At 71.1% G+C, this 22428-nt stretch carries 17 protein-coding genes; 1 reads left to right on the top strand and 16 read right to left on the bottom strand.

The genetic code is table 11. The features are described 5' to 3' along the window. Position 1: 1 nt before the first annotated feature. The 16 genes from Adu01nite_RS34670 to Adu01nite_RS34745 form a co-directional block, all read right to left on the bottom strand. On the bottom strand, positions 2-1696 hold the full coding sequence (locus tag Adu01nite_RS34670; RefSeq protein WP_203733453.1) for a phosphatase PAP2 family protein: 1695 nt from the start codon (positions 1694-1696) through the stop codon (positions 2-4). A gap of 9 nt (positions 1697-1705) precedes the next feature. Beyond that, positions 1706-2569 (bottom strand): carbohydrate ABC transporter permease, encoded by an 864-nt coding sequence (locus tag Adu01nite_RS34675; protein ID WP_203733454.1) that lies wholly within the window; start codon positions 2567-2569, stop codon positions 1706-1708. Between the two features lies 1 nt (position 2570). Beyond that, on the bottom strand, positions 2571-3461 hold the full coding sequence (locus Adu01nite_RS34680; protein ID WP_239132922.1) for a carbohydrate ABC transporter permease: 891 nt from the start codon (positions 3459-3461) through the stop codon (positions 2571-2573). Between the two features lie 3 nt (positions 3462-3464). Beyond that, the gene (locus Adu01nite_RS34685) at positions 3465-4739 is read right to left on the bottom strand and encodes an extracellular solute-binding protein (protein WP_203733456.1); all 1275 of its coding nucleotides are present in this window, start codon (positions 4737-4739) and stop codon (positions 3465-3467) included. Between the two features lie 226 nt (positions 4740-4965). Then, positions 4966-6678, bottom strand: a complete 1713-nt coding sequence (locus Adu01nite_RS34690; protein ID WP_203733457.1) for a hypothetical protein — start codon at positions 6676-6678, stop codon at positions 4966-4968. A gap of 124 nt (positions 6679-6802) precedes the next feature. Beyond that, entirely contained in the window at positions 6803-7420 is a 618-nt protein-coding gene (locus Adu01nite_RS34695; protein WP_203733459.1) for an RICIN domain-containing protein, read from the bottom strand. A 34-nt stretch (positions 7421-7454) separates the two neighbouring features. After that, a complete protein-coding gene (locus Adu01nite_RS34700; RefSeq protein WP_203733461.1) occupies positions 7455-7616 on the bottom strand; it encodes a hypothetical protein in 162 nt (53 codons plus the stop codon). A gap of 23 nt (positions 7617-7639) precedes the next feature. Then, positions 7640-9028 (bottom strand): amidase, encoded by a 1389-nt coding sequence (locus Adu01nite_RS34705; RefSeq protein ID WP_203733463.1) that lies wholly within the window; start codon positions 9026-9028, stop codon positions 7640-7642. Beyond that, complete coding sequence (locus Adu01nite_RS34710) at positions 9025-9927, bottom strand: hypothetical protein (RefSeq protein WP_203733465.1); 903 nt, start codon at positions 9925-9927, stop codon at positions 9025-9027. The genes Adu01nite_RS34705 and Adu01nite_RS34710 overlap by 4 nt, the downstream gene beginning before the upstream one ends. Then, a complete protein-coding gene (locus Adu01nite_RS34715) occupies positions 9914-11143 on the bottom strand; it encodes an acyl-CoA dehydrogenase family protein (protein ID WP_203733467.1) in 1230 nt (409 codons plus the stop codon). Before Adu01nite_RS34715 ends, Adu01nite_RS34710 begins: the two co-directional genes overlap by 14 nt. Beyond that, positions 11140-11526: an SCP2 sterol-binding domain-containing protein gene (locus tag Adu01nite_RS34720; protein ID WP_203733468.1), complete on the bottom strand. Its 387-nt coding sequence runs from the start codon at positions 11524-11526 to the stop codon at positions 11140-11142. The genes Adu01nite_RS34715 and Adu01nite_RS34720 overlap by 4 nt, the downstream gene beginning before the upstream one ends. Before the next feature lie 33 nt (positions 11527-11559). Continuing rightward, a complete protein-coding gene (locus Adu01nite_RS34725) occupies positions 11560-12459 on the bottom strand; it encodes a ThiF family adenylyltransferase (protein ID WP_203733470.1) in 900 nt (299 codons plus the stop codon). Then, the gene (locus Adu01nite_RS34730) at positions 12456-13991 is read right to left on the bottom strand and encodes an MFS transporter (protein WP_203733471.1); all 1536 of its coding nucleotides are present in this window, start codon (positions 13989-13991) and stop codon (positions 12456-12458) included. Before Adu01nite_RS34730 ends, Adu01nite_RS34725 begins: the two co-directional genes overlap by 4 nt. Positions 13992-14006: 15 nt before the next feature. Continuing rightward, entirely contained in the window at positions 14007-15125 is a 1119-nt protein-coding gene (locus tag Adu01nite_RS34735; RefSeq protein ID WP_203733477.1) for a TauD/TfdA family dioxygenase, read from the bottom strand. Positions 15126-15556: 431 nt separating this feature from the next. Then, positions 15557-16039, bottom strand: a complete 483-nt coding sequence (locus Adu01nite_RS34740) for a MarR family winged helix-turn-helix transcriptional regulator (protein WP_203733492.1) — start codon at positions 16037-16039, stop codon at positions 15557-15559. 83 nt (positions 16040-16122) lie between these two features. After that, complete coding sequence (locus Adu01nite_RS34745; protein ID WP_203733494.1) at positions 16123-19656, bottom strand: S8 family serine peptidase; 3534 nt, start codon at positions 19654-19656, stop codon at positions 16123-16125. A gap of 205 nt (positions 19657-19861) precedes the next feature. On the opposite strand from Adu01nite_RS34745, the gene Adu01nite_RS34750 reads away from it, so the two are divergent. Then, positions 19862-22108, top strand: coding sequence for an ATP-binding protein (locus Adu01nite_RS34750; RefSeq protein WP_203733496.1), 2247 nt, complete (start codon positions 19862-19864; stop codon positions 22106-22108). Positions 22109-22428: the final 320 nt, after the last annotated feature.

Genomic DNA, 22428 nt, shown 5'->3' on the forward strand with positions numbered 1-22428 from the left:
CTCAGCCTCGCACGATCCGCACCAGTACCGCGGTTCTCGTGTAGACCGGATCGGCCCGCAGGCCCGGGTCCAGCACGGTGATGGTCGCGAAGCGGCCGGTGACGCGGCCCGCGGTGAGCACCTCGAAAAGGCCGCAGCGGCCGTCGGTGGTCAGTTCGAGGGTGCTGCCGGGGCCGATCTCCGCGGTCCCGGCGACGCGCAGCCCGGCGCGGACCGTGGTGGCCAGGGTGGCCGAGACCTGCTGGTAGCGGCCGGGCGCGGTCGTCCCGGTCAGTCGTAGCGTGCCGCCGAGCACGCGCAGGGCGCCGCGGAAGCGGTTGTGGCCGGTGAGGGTGAGTTGGCCGGTGCCGCGCAGGGTGAGACCGCCCGGACCGGTGATGTCGTTGCGCCAGCTGTCGGCGGCGGGCTTGTCGAGGGTGACGTCCACGTCGGTCTCGAACGCGCCGTAGCCGTCGGCGGCCCGGAACAGATCGAGCCGGCCCCACTCCTCCGGCCCGTCGATCAGCGGATAGCCGGCGGGCAGCGCGGTGCTGCGCAGCACCGCCCGGCGCTGGGCCGCGGTCAGGTAGGGCTGCCGGGTCTCCAGCAGCACCTCGGCGCCCTTGGGCACGGTCAGCGGCCGGTCGGGGCCCTCGCGCGGCAGCACATAGGTGAGCTTCGGGCGCACCAGGTCACGGTTGGCGGCCCGGTCCGCGTACGCGTCGTCGCCGTCGCCGTCGAAACCCGCGAAGTAGGCGGCGGCCTGGGCCCGGGCGGCCGCCTTGAGCTCGGCGTTGGCCGGGTCGCTGAGGATGGCCGCGGCGAGCGCGGTGGCCAGGATGCGGCCGCCGACCACGTCGACCGGCGAGTGCATGCCGGCCGTGATGCGGGTGTCGGACAGGTCGAAGGCGCAGGTGACCAGTTCCTGGAACCGCTCCGGGAACGCGTAGGCGTAGGCCAGCGCGGCCAGGTGCAGCGCATTGGTGTGGCCGCTCGGGAAGCCGCCGTCGTCGAACGGGCTCGTGCTGCGCTGGCGCAGCAGCTGCGGGGCGACGATCACGCGGGAGTCGTAGACGGGGTAGCCGAACTCGTCGACCGCGCCGGTGTCGACGACCTCGCTGTCCTCGGTCATCCGCCACGGGCGCGGGTACTGGTAGGCGTACTTGCTCGGGTTGCCCGACGAGTAGTCGCCGCGGACGGTGTTGACCAGGGTCGCGACCAGGCCGAGCGCGGACGTGGTGGAGCCCGCGCCGATCGCCGAGCCGGGCGGTGCATCGGCCGGGACGGCGTCGCTGATCGTGGTCGGCGGGGTGCCGGCCGGGGCCTCGGTGATGCTGGTGACGGCGAGGGCGCCGGCCTTGTAGCGCGGCGCGAGCGGGCCGAGGCCGGCCAGGATCGAGTAGCTCTGGTGCTGCCGGTCCACGATGAACGCACGGGCTGCCTGGTCGTCGGTGCGACGCGCGGTGCGACGCTCGCAGAACCGGACGTTGGCGCGGAGCAGCTCAGGCGCCAGGACCACGCCGTTCTGCCACAGCTCCCCCATACCGGACAGGATGCGTACGGCAGCGTTGGTTTCGGCCGTTTGATTGGCGATGAGGTTGGTCCGGTAGCTGTCGGCGAACGCCGTCGTGCCGGACGCGAGCGCCGGGCGCGGCAGCAGCCCGCCGACCAGACCGGCGGCGGAGACGCGCAGCAGGGTGCGGCGGGTCAGGGTCATGGCTTCCCCTCAGTCCTTGAGGCCGGCGTTGAGGTCGGCGTTCATCACGTACTTCTGGAAGACCAGGTAGATGCCGATCAGCGGGAGCATCGACAGCACGGACGCGCCGAGCAGGACGGACCAGTTCACGTTCTGCGCCCCGACGATGCTGGCCACCCCGATCTGCAGGGTGAACTGCTTCGGGTCATTGAGGATGATCAGCGGCCACAGGTAGTCGTTCCAGCGCCATTGGAACGAGAAGATGGCGAGGGTCAGGATGATCGGCCGGGCCAGCGGGAGCATGATCCGGACGAACGTCGACAGCTCGCCGGAGCCGTCGATCCGGGCCTGCTCCAGCAGGTCGTTCGGCACGGTCACGAAGAACTGCCGGAACATGAAGGTGCCGGTCGCGGTGATCACCGCCGGGACCACGACCCCGCTGAGGCTGTTGTAGAGCCCGAGGTTGCGGACGACGACGAACAGCGGCGCGAGGATCGTCTCGGACGGCAGCATCGTGGTCGCCAGGATGCACACGGCGAAGGCCTTGAGCCACCAGTTCTGGTACTTGGCCAGGGCGTACCCGGTCAGCGCACTGGCCACGACGGTCAGCAGGGTGGCCGCGCTCGCCACGATCAGCGTGTTCAGGAAGTAGCGGGCGACGTCGAACTGGGTCCACGCCTGGGCGTAGCCGGAGACCGTCCACTTCTTCGGGAACAGCGTCAGCGGGTAGGAGAACAGGTCGCCGGCCGGCTTGAACGAGCTGAGCACGAACCACAGGCCCGGAAAGCCGTAGACGACCGCCAGCAACCACATGATCGAGCTGGCGCCGATCCTCCGCGGCACGTCGCCCTTCCGGCCGCGTCCCGGGCGGCGCAGGGCGGGTGGCTTGGCCATCTCAGGCCCCCTTCCGGCGGCTCGCCAGCAACTGCACAACGGCGACAATCATCAGGATCAGCAGGAGTACGAACGAGGCCGCGCTCGCGTAGCCGATCTGCGCCCGCCGGAAGCCGGTGGTGAAGATGTACTGCACGATCAGGTTGTTCTCGGTGCCCGGGCCACCGGCGTTGACCGCGACGATCAGGCCGTACTCCTTCATCGTGTGCAGGGTGCTCAGCAGCACCACGATGAAGGAGGTGGGCGCGATCGCCGGCAGCGTGATCCGCCGGAACTTCGGCCAGGCACCGGCGCCGTCGAGATCGGCCGCCTCGTAGTACGCCGTCGGCACGTTCTTGAGTGCGGCCACGAACAGCAGCATGTTGAACGCGGTGTTGGCCCAGGTCGCCGCGATGATCACGACGATCAGGGAGAGGTTGGCGTCGGACTGCCAGGGCACCGCCTTCCCGCCGAGCTCGGTGATCACGAAGTTGACCAGGCCGAAGTTCTCCCCGAAGATCCACCGCCAGATCACCCCGGCGATGATCGGCGAGATCAGCCACGGCAGGAAGAAGATCACCCGGGCCACCGACTTGCCTTTTGCGTACGGGCTGACCAGCAGATAGGCCGTACCCAGCGAGGCGATGAAGGTCAGCGGCACCACACTGCCGGTGTAGATCACGGTGCGGACCAGCGCCGCGTAGAACGCCGGGTCGTCCACCAGCCGCTGGTAGTTGTCCAGACCGACGTACGGCGCGGTGCCGACGCCGGTGTAGCTGGTGAACGAGTAGTTCAGCCCGATGACCGCCGGCCAGACGAAGAACAGCAGGAACAGCACCAGGTTGATCGAGATCATCAGCAGCGGCGCCGCCGTGTACCGGTTGAATCGGCGCCGCGGCCACCATCGCGCCACCCGCTAGCCGATCTGCTGGTTGAGGCCCGCCACGATGTTGTCGGCGGTCTTCTGAGCGTCCTGCTGGCCGTTGACCAGCTTTCCCATCTCGTCCTTGATCAGGGCGTCGTCGACCGACTTGCCGGCCAGCAACAGCTTGGTCCCGTTGGCCTGGCCGGAGGCGGAGATCGGGTCGGCGATCTCCATCTCCTTGACGTACAGCGCGAACGCGTCCAGCGCGGCCTTCTTCGTGAACGGGTAGGTGAGCGTGAGGCCCTTCTCGATCGGCAGGTAGCCGTTGGTCTGGGCGAGCTTCGTGTAGTTGTCCCGCTGGAAGATGAAGTCGACCCACTTCTTGGCGGCGTCGGCCTTCTTGGTGTTGAACGCGACCACCTTGCCGCCGAGGTTGATGTCGGTGGCGTGCACCGGCTCGGCCGGCGTCGGGGCGCTCACCCACTCGAAGTTGGTGATGCCGTCGGCGAAGTCGGCGACCTGCCAGACGCCGGAGAAGTAGGCGACCACCTGGCCGCTCTTGAACAGCGCGTTCGGGTCGGCGCCCGCGCCCCACACCGACTTGGGCATGACCACGTCGTCGTTCAGCTTCGCGAAGTCGGCCAGGGCCTGCACGGTGGTGGCGTCCGGGGCGGCGTACTTGCCGTCGGCGCCGAGCTGGAAGCCCTTGCCGCCATGGTTGTAGATCCATGGGCGGATGCGGGCGGCCGACCGGTCGTACACCAAATCGTATTTGACCTTGGTGGTGGTGCGGACCTTGTCGGCCGCCGCGAGGAAGTCGGTCCAGGTCCAGGCCTGCGCCGGGTCGGTCGGGTAGGCGACGCCGGCCTTGTCGAACAGGGTCTTGTTGAGGAAGAGACCGGCCGCCGTGACGTCGGACGGGATGGCGAGGACCTTGCCGTCCTGGGCGGTGATCAGGTCCTTGTTGATGTTGTTGGTGGCGTTGTTCGCGGTGGCGCTCAGATCCTGCAGCTGGTTGACCCAGAGGGTGTCGAGCGACGGCACGCTCGCCGTGTCCGGAAGGGAGTTGGCCTGCGCGGCCTGCTTGAGTTTGTCCTGGTAGCCGTCGTAGGGGACGTTGACGATCTCGACCTTGACGCCCTCCTTGGCCTCGAACTGGGTGGCCAGGTCGGCGTAGCCCTTGTCCTGGGCGGACGTCGAATACCAGAAGGTGATGCTCTTCGCGTCGCCGGAGTCGTCGCCGCCGGAGCAGCCGGAGGTGAGCGCGAGGACAGCGGCCGTGGCGGCGGCAACCGCCCACCGCCGATGCAATGCGGAATTAGACATGGCTGTCCCCTCGCAGGAAGAACTCATTGGCCGGTGGCGTCGGACCATACGGGAAAGCGCTTACCGTCGTCAACGTTCTTCAATGAGGGTTGTTCAGGACCTACCTGGAGCTGCAGGTTGCCGCAGGTCAGCAACTTGGCCTCCACCGTCCTGAATAACCCTCATTTGGATTCCGAAATGGAAGGTTTGTTGGCGACAATTTCGGGAGCGCTCCCAGGAATGCCGCTTAAATTGCTGTGATACGCATTCGCAGCCGGGCCGGCGCGGTGGCACAGACATACAGAAGCTCGCCGGAGGCGGCGTCGGTGCCACCGAGGAACTCGTACTCCTCGCCCGGGTGATAGCCGGGTTCGCCGCTCTCGGCCGGCGGGCCGTCGACGGTCACGACCAGTTCGTCGTCGCCGACCCGGTAGCGGGCCGTGGCCTTCTTCCCGGCAGCCGGCAGGGCCAATTGCCAGCCGCGCCCGTCGGGCCGGCGGGTCGCCCCGGTCAGTTTCCCGCCGGGCCGGAATGCCAGCTCCAGGCACCATTCGACGGCCGGGCCGGACACCTCGACGACCAGATCGGTGCCGGTCTCCCCGGGCTCCACCCGAATCTCGGTGCGCAGGGTGACGTCGTCCCGCTCGCGCCGGTCGAAGGCCATCGCGGCGCTGAACCGGCCGTCGTCGCCGAGCTCGTAGCGGGCGTCGACGCGCCGGTCCGACGGGGCCAGCGGCTGGTAATACGAGGCAGAAACCGACTCTCGCAGGATGGCGGCCGCGCCAGGATTGGCCGCGCCAGGATTGGCCGCGCCGAACTCGAGCGTCAGGCCGTCGGCGCGGAACGGGCCGAGTCCGAAGAAGACCCGGGACAACCGGACGCTGTCCAGCACCGCCGCGCCGGCCACCATGCGCAGCAGCGTCGGCGAATTGGCCAGCCCCGACCGGATGCGGCGGTGCCGGGCGTAGTCCGAGCCGCCGAAGACCACAGTGCTCACCCGCGGATGGTGCGCCACCAGGGTGCCGGCCGCCGGGAAATGCCGCACCCGCGGGCGGGCCGGCGCAACCGGCGGCGGCAGCAAGCGGGCGAGCTCCGGGTCGAGCAACAACTGCGCGGCGACGTGACCCGGCGCGTCGATGCCCTGCGCGAGCGCCAGTCCAGCCGCCCAGGACAGGTCGCCGCGGTCGCGCAGCAACGCCACCCGGCGCAACGGCAGCAGGAAAGGAGCGAGCCGGAACGGCCGGTTCTGGTCCTGGCGGCGGGACAGCACGGTCTCCACCGTGCCGTCCGGCAGCAGCAGATCCAGGGTGGCCGCGAGGTTCTGCTCGACGGCGGTGATCAGCTCCGGCCGGTCGAACACCGCGGCGATCAGCAGCAGCGACGGGTTCGAGACGTGCGCGGCATAGTTGGGGCTGCGCTCGGAGTAGAGGCCGTCGTCGAGGTCGATGCCCTCGGCCAGCCACTCCGACACCCGCGCCGCCAGCTCCGGCCGGGGTTCGAGCCGGTACAGCCGGCCCAGCGCCGCCGCCAGCTCCCAGCGGTGGTTGGGGGTGTGCACACCTCCGGCGAGCAAGGCCGGGGTGGCGGCGGCCAGCAGCCCCCGGAGCGCCGCCGCGAGGTTTCGGTCCGCGCCGGCCAACAGCATCGCCGCGTCGGCGAGATCGTTGACGCTGAAGGCCGAGTCGGGCGGCGAATCGACGTTGTCGCCGCCTCGGAACAACCCGGTCGGGCCCTGCCGCTCGCGCAACAGCTCGGCCAGGCGCAATGCGTGCCCGAGCAGCTCCGGCTCGCGCCCCGGATCGGCGCGCCAGGCCGCTACCAGCGTGGTGATCCGCTCGGCGAGCCGACGGTGCTGGAAATGCCGCCACGTGTCACCACCGGCCTCGGCGACAATCGACCGAACCGCATCGTCCAGACCGGCACGCACCGCGCCCAGAAGCGCCTCGTCGGTTTCGGCCATGCCTGCCTTTGCGGTGTCGACAATGCGCGGGACGTGATTAGCGGAATGCGAGTGAATAACCGCCAAGCTACCCGAATGGTGAGGCCGGAGCCCCGCCGCCCGGTGGGCGACGGGGCTCGGGCGATCAGTAGAAGAGCTGGTTATTGGTGTACGAGCACTGCCAGGTCTGCAGCTTCGCGTCGTCGGTCTTCACGTCGTCCCGGACGTCGAGGCAGTAGATCGAGCTTGACCGCCGGAAGTAGTAGACGGTGTGGGTACCACTGGGCGTACTGCGGCTCCCGTTCGCGGTGATTTCCCACATCTGCGTATTTTGCGTGGTGTCAGTGGAGCTCTTGCACGTCCACAGCCACACGGTCACGTAGTTGCCGACCGGGCTGTCCGGGTCGAGGCACAACCCGGTGTAGTAGTTGCGCACCTGATAGGCATACGAGCCGTCGGTGTAGGTGAACCTCCCGAGACACCACTGCTGGTTGGTGGTGGGCCCGTTGTCATGCCACAGGTGCACATTGCCCGGCGCCGTGGTCGGATACGGCGAGGCCGCATCCAGGAACATGTTTCGGCCCTGGTTGAGGCTGGCACTGAGCCCGGCGTACGTGTAGGGCCCGCGGTTCCAGTAGGACCCGTACTTGTCCTTGCAGACGGTAGCGGCCTGTGCGGCCGTGGCCGGCACAAGCGCAAGCCCGGTGAGCGCAACGACGACCGCCAGCAGTCTTGACAGCCGGCCACGAGTGAGACGTGACATAGGATCCCCCGATACCGTGAGTGAGTCTGCAACCTCATTGAGTTGCGGGCTTCACCATAGGAATCGACTTCCGGCCACGTCGATGGTCCGAGGTGGATTTGCGGTTCCCCGCAAGCGTCGCCGCCAGGTGCGGGGTGAGCGCCTCGGCGAACGGCGTCATGCTGGCCGGCGAGCCGGCGAAGCCGTGCAGCAGCACGGCCCCGCCCGCCGCCGGTGGGGTCACTCCCATCCCGGCGCCGGCCCGCCCGGGCCGCCCGCACGCGCCTCGACCAGGGCGATCTCGCGCAGCAGGTGCCATTCGCTGCCGTGCCGGCCGCCGAGCATCGCGCCGATCGGCAGGCCGTCGGCGACCAGCACCGGGACGCTGACGGCCGGCATGCCGGCGATGTTGTACATCGGGGTGAACGGCATGAACCGGGTCATCGCGTCGAAGTTGACCGCCTCGTCGGGTGACGCCCGGAACGCGCCGCGGCGTTGCGGCGGTTGGCCGAGGGTCGGGGTGACCAGCAGGTCGACCGCGTCGAAGACCATCTCGTCGAGCATCCGGGCCACGCCGCGGAACATGGTCAGGCACTCGTGCAGGCGCTCGCCGGAGACTCCCCGGCCGCGCTCGCGCATCCAGCGGGTGAACGCCTCCAGGTCGTCCTCGTCGTCGACCTCGAACGCGGCCGCCACCACCGACCAGGCGTCCCGGAACGCGTCGGCGACCGCGACGTCCTTGCCGAGGTCGACCGGGATCACCTCGTGCCCGGCCTCGGCCAGGCGGGCGGCGAGTGTCTCGGCCGCCTTGCGGCAGTCCGGGTCGACCTCGAGGTCGGGCAGCATCGGTTCGGTGGACAGGCCGATCCGCAGCGGCGACGGCGGCTCCGCGTACGGACGCGGAGCGGTCATGTCGCCGGTCACCGACCCGGCGATCGTGGCGAGCAGGGCGGCCGCGTCGTGCGCCGTCCGCGTCAGGACCCCCGGGGTGGAGAGCCCGGTGACCGCCGGATCGGACGGGCCGTTGCTGACCGTGCCGTTGCTCGGGCGTACGCCGATCAGCCCGCAGCAGGACGCCGGCGTCCGCACCGACCCGCCGGCGTCGGTGCCGAGCGCCATCGGCGCGAGCCCGGCACTGACCGCGGCGGCCGAGCCGCCGCTGGAGCCGCCCGGGGTGAACTCGGACCGCCAGGGATTGACCGTGGCGGCGCCGACCGCGTTCTCGCTGTGGCAGGGCAGCGCGAACTCCGGCAGGTGGGTCTTGCCGAGGATCGGCAGGTGGGCGGCGCGCAGGCGGGTGACCACGTTGTCGTCGCCGACCGCCTCGTCGCCGCGGGACGCACTCCCCCAGCCGGTCGGCACGTCCTCGACGTCGATGTTGTCCTTGACCGCCACCGGAACGCCGTGCAGCGGGCCGACCCCCTCCGGGCCGGCCGCCGCGAGCACCCGGTCGGCCCGGCGGGCCTGGCTCAGCGCCAGCTCCGCGGTCACCGTCGCGAACGCGCCGAGCCGGCCGTCGAGCCGGGCGATCCGGTCGAGGTGATGCACGGTGACCTCGGCCGACGTCACCGACCCGGCCCGGATGAGCGCGGCCAGGGCGGTGGCGGACAGCTCGTGCAGGGCCGTCACGGCGTCTCCTTCTCGGTGTGGAGCTCGGCCTTCCGCTGCCTCCGCACAGCGGAAAGCCGGGCGATCGTCCGGCGCTGCCAGTTCTCGTCGTGCCCGGCACCGAGGCCGTCCTCGATGGCGTCGAGGTAGCCGGCCAGGTCGGCGGGCACCACCCCGGCGAACGGGATGGCCGGCTGCGGCACCATGTAGCTCTCCCACATCAGCGACGTACGCGGGAGCTCCGGCTTGGTGCCCGGGATGACCAGCGGGTCGAACCCGATCAGCCGCAGGTGACGCAGTGCCCCGTTCTCCCGGCTGTCGCCGATCATCAGCGGCCGGCCCATCGCCTGGGTGGTCCGGCCGAGCGCGAGGATCAGGTGCCACGGCACGCGCTCGCTGGTGCGGCCGGGTGGCACGTCGCCGGCCCGGCAGAACCGCTTGATCTCGAAGACCTGCTGGGTGGTCAGGCCGGTGCCGGCGAACGGCGTCAGCAGGTCCACCCCGTGCGCGACCTCGACCGGGTAGCGCGTGCGGCGCGGGTCGTCGAGGCGGCGCGGCAGCAGGTCACGCGAGCCGAGCAGGCCGACGTAGCCGAGGATCCGGCCGTCCGCGTCGAGCACGACGGTGTGCACGACGGTGGCGTCCGGCGGCTCGGCGAGCAGCGCGGTCCGGCGGGCCAGCCGGGAGTCCATCATCGACAGGTCGACGAACTCGGCCAGCCGGAACCCGAAGACCGCCTGCAGGCAGCGCTCGTCGGCGACGTCGGCGCTGAAGCTGACCGTGGTGAGGTCGTCCCCCAGGCCCTCGATCACGCTGAGCACGCTGCTGCCGGCCAGCTCGGGCAGATCGGGATAGCGCAGCGAGCGGTGCAGGGTCACCAGCGCCCGGGAGTATTCGACGTCGAGCTCAGAAATCGTCATCGTCGTCGTCCTCGTCCCGGTACAGGCACTCGGTGATCGACAGCGCGAGCGCCTCGGGGGTGCCCTCGAAGATGCGGGTGCCGTACGAGTCGCGCAGCACCTTCTCCAGCCCGTACTCCTTCATGTAGCCGCGCGAGCCCATCAGCGCCACCGCGGCGCTCGCCGTCTCGATCGCCACCCGGTCAGCGAACAGCTTCGCCATCGCCGGCTCCTTCTCCGGCGCCGGCAGCTGGTTGTCGACCTGCACGGCGGCCCGCTGGTAGAGCAGCCGGGCGGCGTCCACGTTGACCGCCATGTCGGCCAGCCGGCGGGCGGTCATCTGGTGCTCGCGCAGCAGCTTGCCGCCCTGGATCCGCTCCCCCGACCACGCGACGGCGGCCTCGAGGGCGTGCCGGGCGATGCCGGTGGAGATCGCCGCGACCGACGACCGCGCCATGTTGCCCTGCGCCACATTGATCGCGGTGCCCTCGCACTCGCCGCCGACCAGGTCCTCGACCGGCACGAACACGTCGGTGAACCAGATCTCGCCGCCGAGGCAGTTGCGGTAGCCCATCTTGTCGAGCACGTCGCCACGGCGTACGCCCGGCGCATCAAGCGGAACCACGACGCAGGTCAGACCGGTCGCCCCGGGGTGACCCTCGAGGTTGGCATAGACCGCCGCGAAGGCGGCGACCGTGCCGTTGGTGATGAAGCGCTTGTGGCCGTTGAGAAGGTAGCCACCGTCGACCCGGCGCAGCGTGGTCCGCATCCGGGCGTCCGCGAAGTGCTGCGGGATCACCAGGTCGGTGCCGGCCTCCTCCTCGGCGACCGCGTTGCTGGCCAGCACGGCGCGCGGGCCGGAGAACTGCGCAAGATACCGCTCCTGCAGGACCGGGTCGCCGGTGAGCAGGACCGGGGTCTGGCCGAGCATGGTGGCGCCGAACGCGAGCGCGATGCCCGGGTCGGCCGCCGCCAGTTCCTCCATCGCCATCGTCACGCCGATCACGCCGACGCCGAGGCCGCCGAGGTCGCGCGGCAGCAGCGCCCGGGTCAGCCCGATGTCGTGACCGGCCTGGATCACCTCCCAGTCGAAGTCGTCGGCGGCCTGCTGGTCGAGCTCGATCGCCCGGGGCAGCACGACGTCCTGGGCGAACTCCCGGACCATCTCGACGAAGCTGCGCACCGAGCGCGGCGGCTCGTCGAAGTTGAGGTCGGGCTCGACGAAGGTCGAGGTCATTTGACCACACCGTCCGCAAGCGCCGGGTAGCGGTCGAAGGCGGGCTGCAGGATCGGCACGAGCTCGAGGACCTTGGCCACCTTGCCCTTGATCCGCACCTTGCCGAGGGCGACGGCGGCCGGCATCAGCAGGGTGCCGAGCCACAGCTTGTGGGCGGTGTCGCAGCTCATCTTGATGGTGACGGCCGCGTCCTCGGGAGCGTCCGCGCCGAGCCGGACCGAGCCGGGGCCGACGAAGATGACGCAGTCGGGCTTGGTGTGCACGAGCCGGACGGTCAGACCCGCCGCGGCCAGCTTGTCGTTGAAGTTCTGGTCGGCGACGAGGATGTTGAACAGCTCTCCGAACACCGCGTACGCGGTCTCCGAATCCTGGTACGTGGACACAGTGATCCCTCCGAGTTGTCGATTTCCAAAGAATTAGCGGCGTACGGCGAGCAGCAGCCGGGCGGCCTCGACCGGCTGGCGGAGCCGGTCGCGCAGGCGCGCGGACCACGGCATGGTGAGAGCGTGGACGTCGACACCGGCCGAGGACGGCACCGGCCGGCCGGTGACCAGGCGGGCGGTGATGGTGGCGGCGATGACCCCGAACATGTCGGCCGCCTGCACCAGCTGCGGGAAGGTGAACTCCTTCGCCCCGAGCCCGGTGCGGATCAGGGCGAGCAGGTCGCGCGGGACCTTGGTGGCCGGGATGAGCTTGGCGAGCAGCCCCCACATCGGCATCTCGTCGAGCTGCCGGCGGGTCACCGCGCCGTCGAAGATCTGCCGGTCGATGCGGTAGTCGTAGACCCGCACGTATTGCGTGGCGGACATGTCCCAGCCGGTCATCAGCGGCAGCCGGCGCTCCCGGACCCGCTCGTGCAGCAGGCCCTTGGCCCGCAGCCCGGACGGCGTGGTCACGTCGACCCCGTCGATGACGACCTGGATCCCGTCGAGCAGCCGGTCGACGGTGGCGTCGCCGACGCCCACCTCGACCACCTCCACCTCGGCGTGCGGGTTGATCGCCCGCACCCGGTCGGCGGCGACGGCCGCCTTGTTGCGGCCCAGGTCGTCGACGGTGGCGTTCTGCCGGTTGAGGTTGGTCAGCTCGTAGGTGCCGGGGTCGGTCAGCACGAAGCGCCGGAAGCCGAGCCGCACGAGCGGTTCCACCGCGGCGCCGCCGATCGAGCCGCACCCGGCCACCAGGATCTTGGCGGCGCCGATCCGCGCCTGGTCCTCGGGGCTGATCACCCCGTGGTTGCGGGCGGTGAAGACCGCCTGGAACTCCTCGGCGGTGAGCGCGCGGGCCGCGGCGGGCGTGGCGATCTCGAAGTCGGTCATCGTGCCTCCCCGACCAGGACCGGCGCGTCCGCGGCGGTCGTGACCCGGGCCGGGACCCAGATCAGGGTGGCGACCGCGCCGGCGAGCAGCACGCCGATCGCCGCCCAGAGCGTGACGTGCATGGCCCCGACGTAGGCGTCGCGGGCCTGAGCGGCCAGCTCCGGGGACTTCCCGCCCAGCGCCAGCAGGGTGCCGCCGAGCGAGTCGCCGGCCCGGTCCCGGATCTGCTCGGGGAGCACGTTGAGCACGTCGGTGGCCCGGTCGCGGTAGGCGATCGAGAGGACCGAACCCATGATCGCGACCCCGAGCGCCGCGCCCACCTGGCGGACGGTGTTGTTGACCGCGCCGCCCACCCCGGCCTTCTGCGCCGGGACCGCGGACATCGCGAGCGACGTGGTGGCGCCCATCACGAAGCCCATGCCGAGACCGGCCACGAACAGGCTCACCTCGAGCTGCCAGAGCGGCGACGTCGCGGTGGCCAGCAGCAGCCCGACGAAGGAGAGCGCGAGCAGTAGCAGACCGGTCGTCACGGTGATCCGGAAACCGAGCCGGCGCACCGCGGCGGCGCTGCCGACCGCCGAGAAGACGCTGCCGAACGCGACCGGGAGCAGGATCAGGCCCAGCTCCAGCGGCGAGTGGCCGAGCACCAGCTGCACGTAGAAGACGAGCAGGAAGGTGCCGCCGGTGAGGGCGAAGAACGCGAGCGAGATCGCACTCGTGCCGCCGGCGAACGCCGGGCTGCGGAACAGCTGCACGTCCAGCACCGGGTGCGCGGTGCGCCGCTCGACCAGGATCAGCACGACCACCACCAGCAGGCCGAGCGCGATCATGCCGGCCGACGCGGGGGCGAACCAGTCGTTCTTCTCGCCGGCCCGGATCACGCCGTAGACCACCGCGCCGATCGCGGCGGTGGAGAGCAGCAGGCCGGGCAGGTCGAGATGGAACTCGGCGTCGGAGCGGGACTCCCGCACGGTCACGAAGAGCAGCGCCACGCAGATCACCGCCACCGGCACGTTGATCAGGAAGACCGAACCCCACCAGAAGTGCTGGAGCAGCACGCCGCCGAGGATCGGGCCGAACGCGACCGACAGGCCGCCGAGCGCGGCCCAGATGCCCATGGCCCGGCCCTGGTCCTTCTCCGGGATGGCGTTCTTGATGATGGCCAGGGTCGCCGGGGGCACGACGGCGCCGCCGATGCCCATGATGGACCGCCACAGGATGAGCGAGCCCGGCGAATCGGCCCAGGCGGCGAACCCGGAGGCCACCGCGAAGATCACCAAACCGATGGCGAGCGTACGTCGTCGGCCCCACCGGTCGGCGATGACGCCGGCCGTGAACATCAGCGACGCGTACACCAAAATGTAGGAGTCGAGGGCCCACTGGAGCTGGGAGTTGTTGGCGTTCAGGCCTTCCTGGATCGCCTGCAGCGCCACGTTGAGGATGGTGTTGTCCATCATCACCATGAGGAAGCAGGCGCCGACGACCACCAGCAGGAGACCCTGCCGGTTTGTCTTCGTCGATATCTCCGACATCGTCGGTGGTCCTTACTACTCGGGGACGGAAGGGCCGCGCAGCGGGTGGCCCGCCGTCACTAAGCCGTCCGGGTCGGTGCGGAAGATCGGCCGGTGCACGTGCGACCTCGGGAGCCGGTCGGCGGTCGAGCGGCGCAGGTCGGGCACCGCGAAGGTGCGGCGCAGCCAGCGGTCATGCCCGTCGTACTGGGCGGTGAAGCCGGTCCGGCCGTGCACCGCCTTGTCGTTGTCGACGATCAGCAGGTCGCCGGACTCCAGCACGTGGCCGACCAGGTGGGTCAACAAGGCCCGCTGGAGGCTGGCGAGAGCGCGCCGGCCCTCCGGGTCCTCGGAGACCATCGCGTGGAAGTCGACGCAGAGGTCGGGGTCGGTCGGCGAGCCGCTCAGCACCGGGACCGGCCCGGCGTAGAGATCTTCCCGATCGCCCACGAACGAGCTGGCCAGCCGGATGTGGAAGAGCGGCCGGCTGAGCACCGTGCGGGTGCCGCCGTCGAGCGCGGCCAGCGACCGGCCGATGCCGCTGGCCAGGGTGAGGGCGGTGCGCTCCTGGTCGGGCCGGAGACCGAGCAGGCTGATGAACCGCGGCCGCTGCGGGTGGAAGCCGTCCTCGGTGTGCAGCTCGAGGAAGCAGCTGCCCGAGTTTTCCTGACGTTTCTCGGCACCGGGCATCGGCACCACGTCCTGGATGATGCGGCCGGCTTTCTCATCGGCGTACGAAATGATGTCGCCCAGGATGTTCATCACGGCCAGCTGGACCATCGAGCTGACCCGGAGCCCCTGCCAGTCGTCGTCGAAGTTGCCGCCGTGCGGCGTGAGCGGCAGCGGGTCGTCGATCGGCAGGTTGCGGATGAGCAGCGCGCCGTCGGCGTTGCTCCGGTAGCGGAACTCGGTGAGCGCCTGCACCAGGCGCTCGGGGCCGCCGCGCAGCATGCGCAGTTTGATGTCGACCATCAGGTCGCCATCGTCCAGGTGCAGCCCGGTCGGCCGGTCCGCATGGCGGGTCGCCAGGTCGAGCGCGACCTCCCGCAAGCACTCCCGCTCGTCGTCGCCGAGCGTCAGCGCCGCGTCCGCCGCCGGCCGGACCGGCCACGCACGGCCGTCGGCGTCGGTCACCGAGGCAAGGCCAGATGTCACCACGTATCTCCCCCGTGTCGCAGTCAGCTGATCTGAATCAGTTGCCTGTCTCCGCAATCAGGTTACATCAATGTGGACACTGCCAAACCCGCGCTACTGTCCGCCAACCGACACGATCATGGGAGGTTGCGCAATACGTCGAAGGTCACCAATGAATTCGCCGGAAATGGGTTACCCAGGTCACAGAAACGCCGCGCTTCATCGGTCCGAGATGGACACGAAACTTTCCAGCAATCATGTTGACCTGCATAAACGTGGTCGAGGGCCGGATCGGCGGCCAGAGTCGTCGTCACGACAGAGGCAAGGTTGCACGGCCGTGATATGCGCCTGCGCGACACCCGCTAATAGCTGCGTAAATAGACGTTCATTTAGATGGCCGGCGAACAGAATTCGCCCCTGCGGTTACCGGGGAAGAAAAGGAAACGGCCTATTCAGGACGCGGCGCGGTCGGCTGAGCCGGGCTCGTCGAGGGCCCGGCCGGCCCGGCCGAGCAGGCCGCGCAGGGTGGCCAGCTCGGTCTCGGTGAACTCCTGCTCGTAGCGCTCGTCGACCCGCCGGGCCGCGGCGTCCGCCCGGGTCAGGAGGGCGACACCCTTGCGGGTGAGCACGAGCGCGGTGATCCGGGCGTGCACGGCCACTGGCAGCCGGGACGCGAGGCCGCGCTCGTCGAGGGTCGCCGTCACCACGCTCATCGACTGCGGCGTGACCCGGCACAGGCGGGCGAGATGGGCACCGGACACGCCCGGGTTGCAGCGCAGCATGAGCATCGCCGTGTACTGCGTCGGGGTGAGGTCGAAGTCGGCGAGCACCTCGGTCTTGCGGGCGACCATCGCCGACGACGCGTGCTGCAGCAGGGTGCTGATCCGATTGTTGAGCTCACGCTGGCGTTCAGCATCCGCTTTACTGCTCGCCACGCGACGACCTCCTCGATGCATTCTCCCCGGCCGGAAAAGGATAACCGGGCCGCGACGGGATACGTCGCGGCCCGGCCGGGTGGTCACTTCAGGCCGAAGGCCCTGGTGATCGTCTGTTCGACGCTGTTGCCCCAGGTGTCCTTGGCGGCCACCCGCAGCGTGACGTGCTGCGCGTTCTTCGGAGCCCGGAGGCCGGTCGTCCAGCCGTCCTTCGTGTGGACCAGGTGCTGCTTCACCCAGGTGGCACCGTCGTCGTACGAGACGTCGAGCGTGACGTCCCGGATGGCGCTGCTGCTCGGGGCGCCGGGCAGGTGGGACGGGAGGACGGTGATCCCGGCCGAGCGGGATGCCCGGTGCGAGATGTCCGTGTCGACCTGGTAGTCGAGCTGGATCAGCGGCAGCCGGGCCGTCTTGGCGTCGGAGACGAAGTCCCAGGTCGTCCGGGTAGCGATCGAGTACGGGTACGACGTGGCGTCGCGCTTCGTCGTGGTGACCAGGCGGTATGGCAGGCGCTTCGGGCTCAGGCCGGAGTTGGTGTCGATCCAGTTGTAATTGTTCTGCTCGATGACCTTCCGGCCCTGGGACAGCGTCGCGGTCATCTCGCCGCCGTCCGGGAACGCCACGCCGGCGTGGTTCGCGCCGGAGTCACCCCAGCCGGGGATCTCGGCCACCATCCGGTCGCCGTCGCGGTACGGCAGCGTGACCGCGTCGTTGATCCGGGGGCGCTGGATCGCGCCCAGCCACGTCTCGCTGGTCCGGCTGCCCGGCTGGTAGGTGGTGCTGCCGCCGCGCTGGAACGAATACAGATCGTCCATGTCGGTCGACCAGCGGATGTCGTCCTGCGCGGTCACCCAGTCGGTGCGGAAGCGGTCGGACCGCATCAGCATGGTGGAGCCGACCTGCACCGGCATACCCGGGTGGTAGTCGAAACGCTTCTCCGAGATCTCCCGGCCCGAGGTGCTCTGGAAGTCGACGTCGACCCGGGCCAGCTCCCGCTCCGACGGCCGGTAGATGACCGACCTCGGCACCCCGTTCGGCCAGTACCGCACCAGGTCGTACAGGTAATCGGTGGTGGGGTTGGCGGTGACCCGCAGGCTCACCCTGCCGGCGCCGAGCCGCTCGATCAGGCGCTCGCCGCCGTCCTTGGTCAGCGACACCACGGCGAGTTTCGTCCGGTGGGTGGCGTCGAAGTAGCGCCCGGGCTCGTCGTTGACGATCAGCAGCATCGCCGCACCCGCCTTCTCGGCCGCGGCCACCTGTTCGTCGAGGTCGTCACGGCGTACGACGGCAATCTTGTCCTTGACGTCGACCTTGGTCAGATCGGTGGCGAAGACCGCCTCCAGCTGCTGGGTGCCCTCGGCCGGGGAGGTCGAGCCGGGCAGCAGGATCAGGTCGTCGAAGGCGTCGATCGTCAGCAGCGGCTGGATCTTGCGCCAGCGGGCGGTGATCGACATCTTGCCGTCGCGAGCGTTCTGACCAGGGGTTACCCAAATACTGTCGTACTCGCGGGGAATGATGTACGCGTCCGTCGCCGACGCGGTCCCGCCCAGCTCGCGGTGGTAGTCGAGGCGGACCTCGGCGTCCGCGGTGAGCTTGGGGGTGATCGCCTGGATCTCGCGGGTGGCCGCGGCCTTCAGGCTGACCGCGGTGTCCTTCTCGACGGTCACGGTCGGCTCGCTGACCAGCGCGACACCGCGCGAGTTCGGGCCATGGCTGCCCTCGACGGCGCCCCACATCCACACCGCGTAGCGGCCCTGCGGCACGAGCACGTCGATCGGGTGACCGTCGTTGGTCAGGAAGTAGTAGTACGCACCGGCCGGGTCGCCCTCGCGCAGCAGCATGATCTCGCCGGGCATCGGCTCGCCGTTGCGCCCGGTCGGCGTGATGACCAGGTGCCGGGGCGGGTCCTCGGTGCTGACCCCGACGACCGTGTCGGCTTTCTTGATGCCGCCGCTGCTGGCGACGACGGTGCCGGTCCAGCGTGCCTTCTCGGTCGTATTGCCGGCCGTGACGGTGACGGAGGCGGTGCCACCGGCGGGCACGGTGACTTTTTTCGTGGACAGGCTCAGCAGATCGGGTCCATTGAGGGCCAAATCAAGATCAACAGCATTCAGGCCCGTGTTGGTGTACGTGATGGGCTGCGTGACCGGGCCCGACGGCTCGTCGAGCGGGTGGATGCCGAGGTAGGCGGTGCCGGTCGCGAAAATGGTCGCCGTGGTGGTCGCCGCGATGTCGAGGCGTCCGCTGCCCGCGTCGTAGGGGCCGTAGTCGGGCGTCTCCTTGGCCGTGCTGATCAGTGCGTCCTTGAGCTGCCCGCCGGTCCAGCCGGCGTGCTGCGCGGCGAGCAGGGCGGCCGCCCCGGCCACGTGCGGCGTGGCCATCGAGGTGCCGCTCATCGTCTGGTACAGCCCCTCGCCCTCGATCGCGAACTGCGACCGGGCGGCCAGGATGCCGACACCGGGCGCGGTGATCTCCGGCTTGAGCGCGCTGTCGATCAGGCGCGGGCCGCGGCTGGAGAAGTCGGCGAGGTGGTCGTCGGCGTCCACCGCCCCCACGGTCAGTGCCGCGTCGGCGGCACCCGGCGTCCCGACCGTGGTGTCGGTCGGGCCGCTGTTGCCGGCCGCGATCACGAACAGGGCGCCGGTCTCGGCGCTGAGCTCGTTGACCGCCTCGCTCAGCGGGTCGGTGCCGTCGGTGGGCGCGCCGCCGAGGCTCATGCTGACCACCGTGGCCTTGCGGTCCCGGGCGGCCCACTCCATGCCGGCGATGATCCAGGAGTCGTAGCCGGAGCCGCCGTTGTCCAGCACCTTGCCGATCTCCAGGTCGGCGCCGGGCGCGACGCCCCGCTCGGTCCCGCCGGAGGCCGCGCCGGTGCCGGCGATGGTGGCGGCGACGTGGGTGCCGTGGCCGTGCCGGTCGGTGACGTCCTCCCCCGGCACGAAGCTGGCGGTCGACTCGATCTGGCCGGCCAGATCCGGGTGCTCGGCGTCGACGCCGGTGTCCAGGACGGCGACGTCGACGCCCGCACCGGTGTTGCCGCCCGCCCACACCGACGGGGCGCCGATCTGCGCGACGCTGTCGGCGAGGGCGGCGTGCACCCGGCCGTCCAGCCAGACCTTGTCGATGCCGTCGGTGAAGTCGGTGGTGCCGGCGGCGCCGGTCAACGACGTCCAGAAATCCTTGGCCTTGGCGCGGTCGGTGCGCACCGCCCGACTCTCGATGCTGGGCAGGGCGCGCACCTCGGTGGCGGCCGCGGGCAGGGCGTCGGCGCGGCGGGCGGCGGCGTTGCGGTAGCCGAGGATGACCGGCAGCCGGTCGGCCGCGCTGTCCGCGTAGCCCTCGCGCAGCAGGTAGGTGACGTTGAACAGGCGCTTGTCGAGCCGGCCGGTGCCGACGTACGGCATGGCGCTGTCCGGGTAGACGTAGGTGTCCGGGCCGACGGTGGTGATGTGCGCGCCGATCTGCTCGCCGTTCGGGCCCTGCACGGTGATGACGCCGGGCCGGACGATCACCTTGTCCCCGGTGATCAGGGTGATCGTCGTGTTGGTGGCGCGAGCGGTAGTGGTGGCCGGTTGAGCGTGGGCGGGCGCCGGCGGGGTCACTGCCAGCGCGGTCACGGCCGCGACGATGAGCGGCACGGACCGGCCGATGGAGGAAAGCGTCAACGTAATACCCCGACTCGATCAGAGGCTGAAGTGCCGGTGACGCTACAAGCGCATCGACCTCGGTCCGGGTCGTCGATCTTCGTCGTTCACGACATCGAAACCGAACGCGCCGTTCCCCGAAACGGGCCGCCCGCGAGCCGAGCTATCGTCCATTTCGGTGTCTCCACTGACCGCGTTCTTCGCCCTGCCCGCGCCCGGTCCCTTCGTCGGGCGGCAGCGGCTGCTCGCCGCCCTGGGCGCCGAGCTGGCCCGGCCGTCGGCGCTGGTGCTGCTCAGCGGCGAGGCCGGCGTCGGCAAGAGCCGGCTGGTGGCCGAGTCGCTGCCGGACAGCGGGCTGCCGGTGGTGGTCGCGCACTGCGACGACCTGCGCGAGCCGCAGCCGCTCGGCCCGCTCCTGGATGGACTCCACGTCGCGCACGCCACCGGCACCCTGCCACCGCTGCGGCCGCCGGATCCGGTGGCCGGCGCCCTGGCCCGGTTGCTGCCGTTCCTCGCCGACCGGCTCCCGCCGCCGCCGGCCGCGCTGCCGGATCTCGACGCCGAGCGGGCGCGGCTGCTGCGCGCGGCGGCGGCCCTGCTGGCCGCGCTGGCGCCGGTGGTCCTCGCGGTCGAGGACCTGCAGATGGCCGACCCGGCGACCCTGCAACTGCTCGACCACCTCGGCGCGAACCCGGTGCCGGGCCTGACCGTGCTGATCACGGTGCGGGAGCACGAGTTGCCGGCCGGGTGGCAGCCGGGTCCGGCGGTCCGCCGGCTGCGGGTGCCGCCGCTGACCCGCGCCGAGGTCGGCCGGCTCGCGTCCGCGCTGCTGGCGGGGTCCTCCTTCGGCACTCATCTGTACGAGCGGACCGCCGGCATTCCGTTCCTGGTCGAGGAGGTCGTCCGGTCGGTGCTGACCGACGGTGACGTGGACGCCATCCGCCGGAACCCGGACACCCTCGGCGACCTCGCCGTCCCCGCCCTGCTGCGCGACGTCCTGGTCGCCCGCCTGGACCACCTCGGCGAGGCCACCCGCGAGGTCCTCGGCGCGGCCGCCGTGCTCGGCCAGGCCGCCGACCCGCGGCCGCTCGCCGCGATCGTGCAGACCGACGAGGGCACGGTCGGCGCGGCGCTGCAGCAGGCCCGGACGGCCGGGCTCCTGCATCAACGCGACGGGCGGCTATGGTTCCGGCACACCCTCGCCCGGCAGGTCGTGCACGAGTTGCTGCCGCCGGTCACCCGCCGGCTGCTGCACCTGCGCACGGCCCGGCTCCTCGAGGAACAGCAACCACGCCCGTACGCCCGGCTGGCCCACCACTACCGCGAAGCGGACAGCCCGGCCGACCACGTCCGCAACGCCGAGGCCGCGGCCGAGCTGGCCACCGCGCGCGGCGACGACGCCACCGCCGCCCGCTTCCTGCTCGGCGCCGTCGAGTACACCGGACTGCCGCGCCCGGTCCGGGTCCGGCTGGCCGGCAAGCTGGGCCGCTCGGCGATCGAGAGTGTCGCGCAGACCTCGGCCATCCCGGTGCTGCGCGAGCTGGTCGCCGACCGCCGCCTGCCGCCGGGCGCCCGCGGCGAGCTGGGCCTGGCGCTCGGCCGGATGCTGCGCCAGCAGGGCGAGGCCCGGGCCGGCTACGAGGAGATCGAACGGGCGGTGCCGTACCTGCGGCACCACGGGCGGCGGGCCCGGGCCCTGGCCGTGCTGTCCGCGCCGGACACCGTGGTCGACCGGCATCTGACCGAGCACCAGGCCCGCTGCGCGGAGGCGGCCCTCGCCGCCGACCGCTCGGGTGAGCCGTCCGCCGTCCTCGCGGTCGAGATCGCGCGGCTGTCGCTGCTGCTGGAGAGCGGCGACCCGGACGCCGGCCGGGCCGTCACCGCCGCCGCGGCCGGCCTCGCCGGCCACCCTCGCGAGCGCGCCCGCGCCTGCCTGAACTGGGCACAGGGCGCGCTGCACGTCGGCGACACCGCGCTGGCCGCGACGATGCTGGCGACCGGCCGGCAGCTGGTCGACGAAGCCGACTACGAGCGGTTGCGCCCGCTGGTCGAGCTGACCACGTTCGGCCTGGACCTCGCCGACGACCGGCGGGCCGGGCTGGAGGGACGGCTGCGGCAATTTCTCACCCGGCCGGACCGGCTGCCGCTGGCGATGGCCGACGCCCGGCTGTACCTGGCCCGCCTGCGCCACCGGCAGGGCGACCTCGACGTGGCCGAGCAGGGCCTGCGCGAGGTCATCGCCGAGGCCGACCGGGTGGGGGCGGCGTGGCCGCTGATCCCGGCCCGGACGGCCCTGGCCGAGTTGCTGCTCGCGCGCGGTGCGGAGGCCGAGGGCCGGGCCGAGGCGACGGCCGCGCTGGCCCTGGTGACCGGCAAGGGCCTGCCGGCCTGGGGCCGCACCGCCGCCCGGCTGACCAGCCGCTGATCACCGGGACCGGCGGGCGGGTCTGGCTCGGGGACGGCGCCCGCGGGCGGCGGTCGCCAGCGAGAGCAGGCCGGCGGCCACCGAGAGCAGGTCGCCGATGATCTGGACGTAGTCGCTCATCCGGGGGTCCCTTCGGGTGATCGGTGGCACCGGGTCCTGTTTCGCGGCCCGGCCGGCGCCACGGCGGGGCCCGGAGCGCGCCTGACAGCGGCGGCGACACTCCGGACCTCGCCTCGCACCCGGCCGGATCGCGAAACAGGACCAAGGCTCGCAACCGGGCGGGCGGTCCGGCCAGCGGTCCGGACCCGCCCGGACCGGTG

It is taken from the genome of Paractinoplanes durhamensis, assembly GCF_016862175.1.
In the GTDB taxonomy this organism is placed as follows: domain Bacteria; phylum Actinomycetota; class Actinomycetes; order Mycobacteriales; family Micromonosporaceae; genus Actinoplanes; species Actinoplanes durhamensis.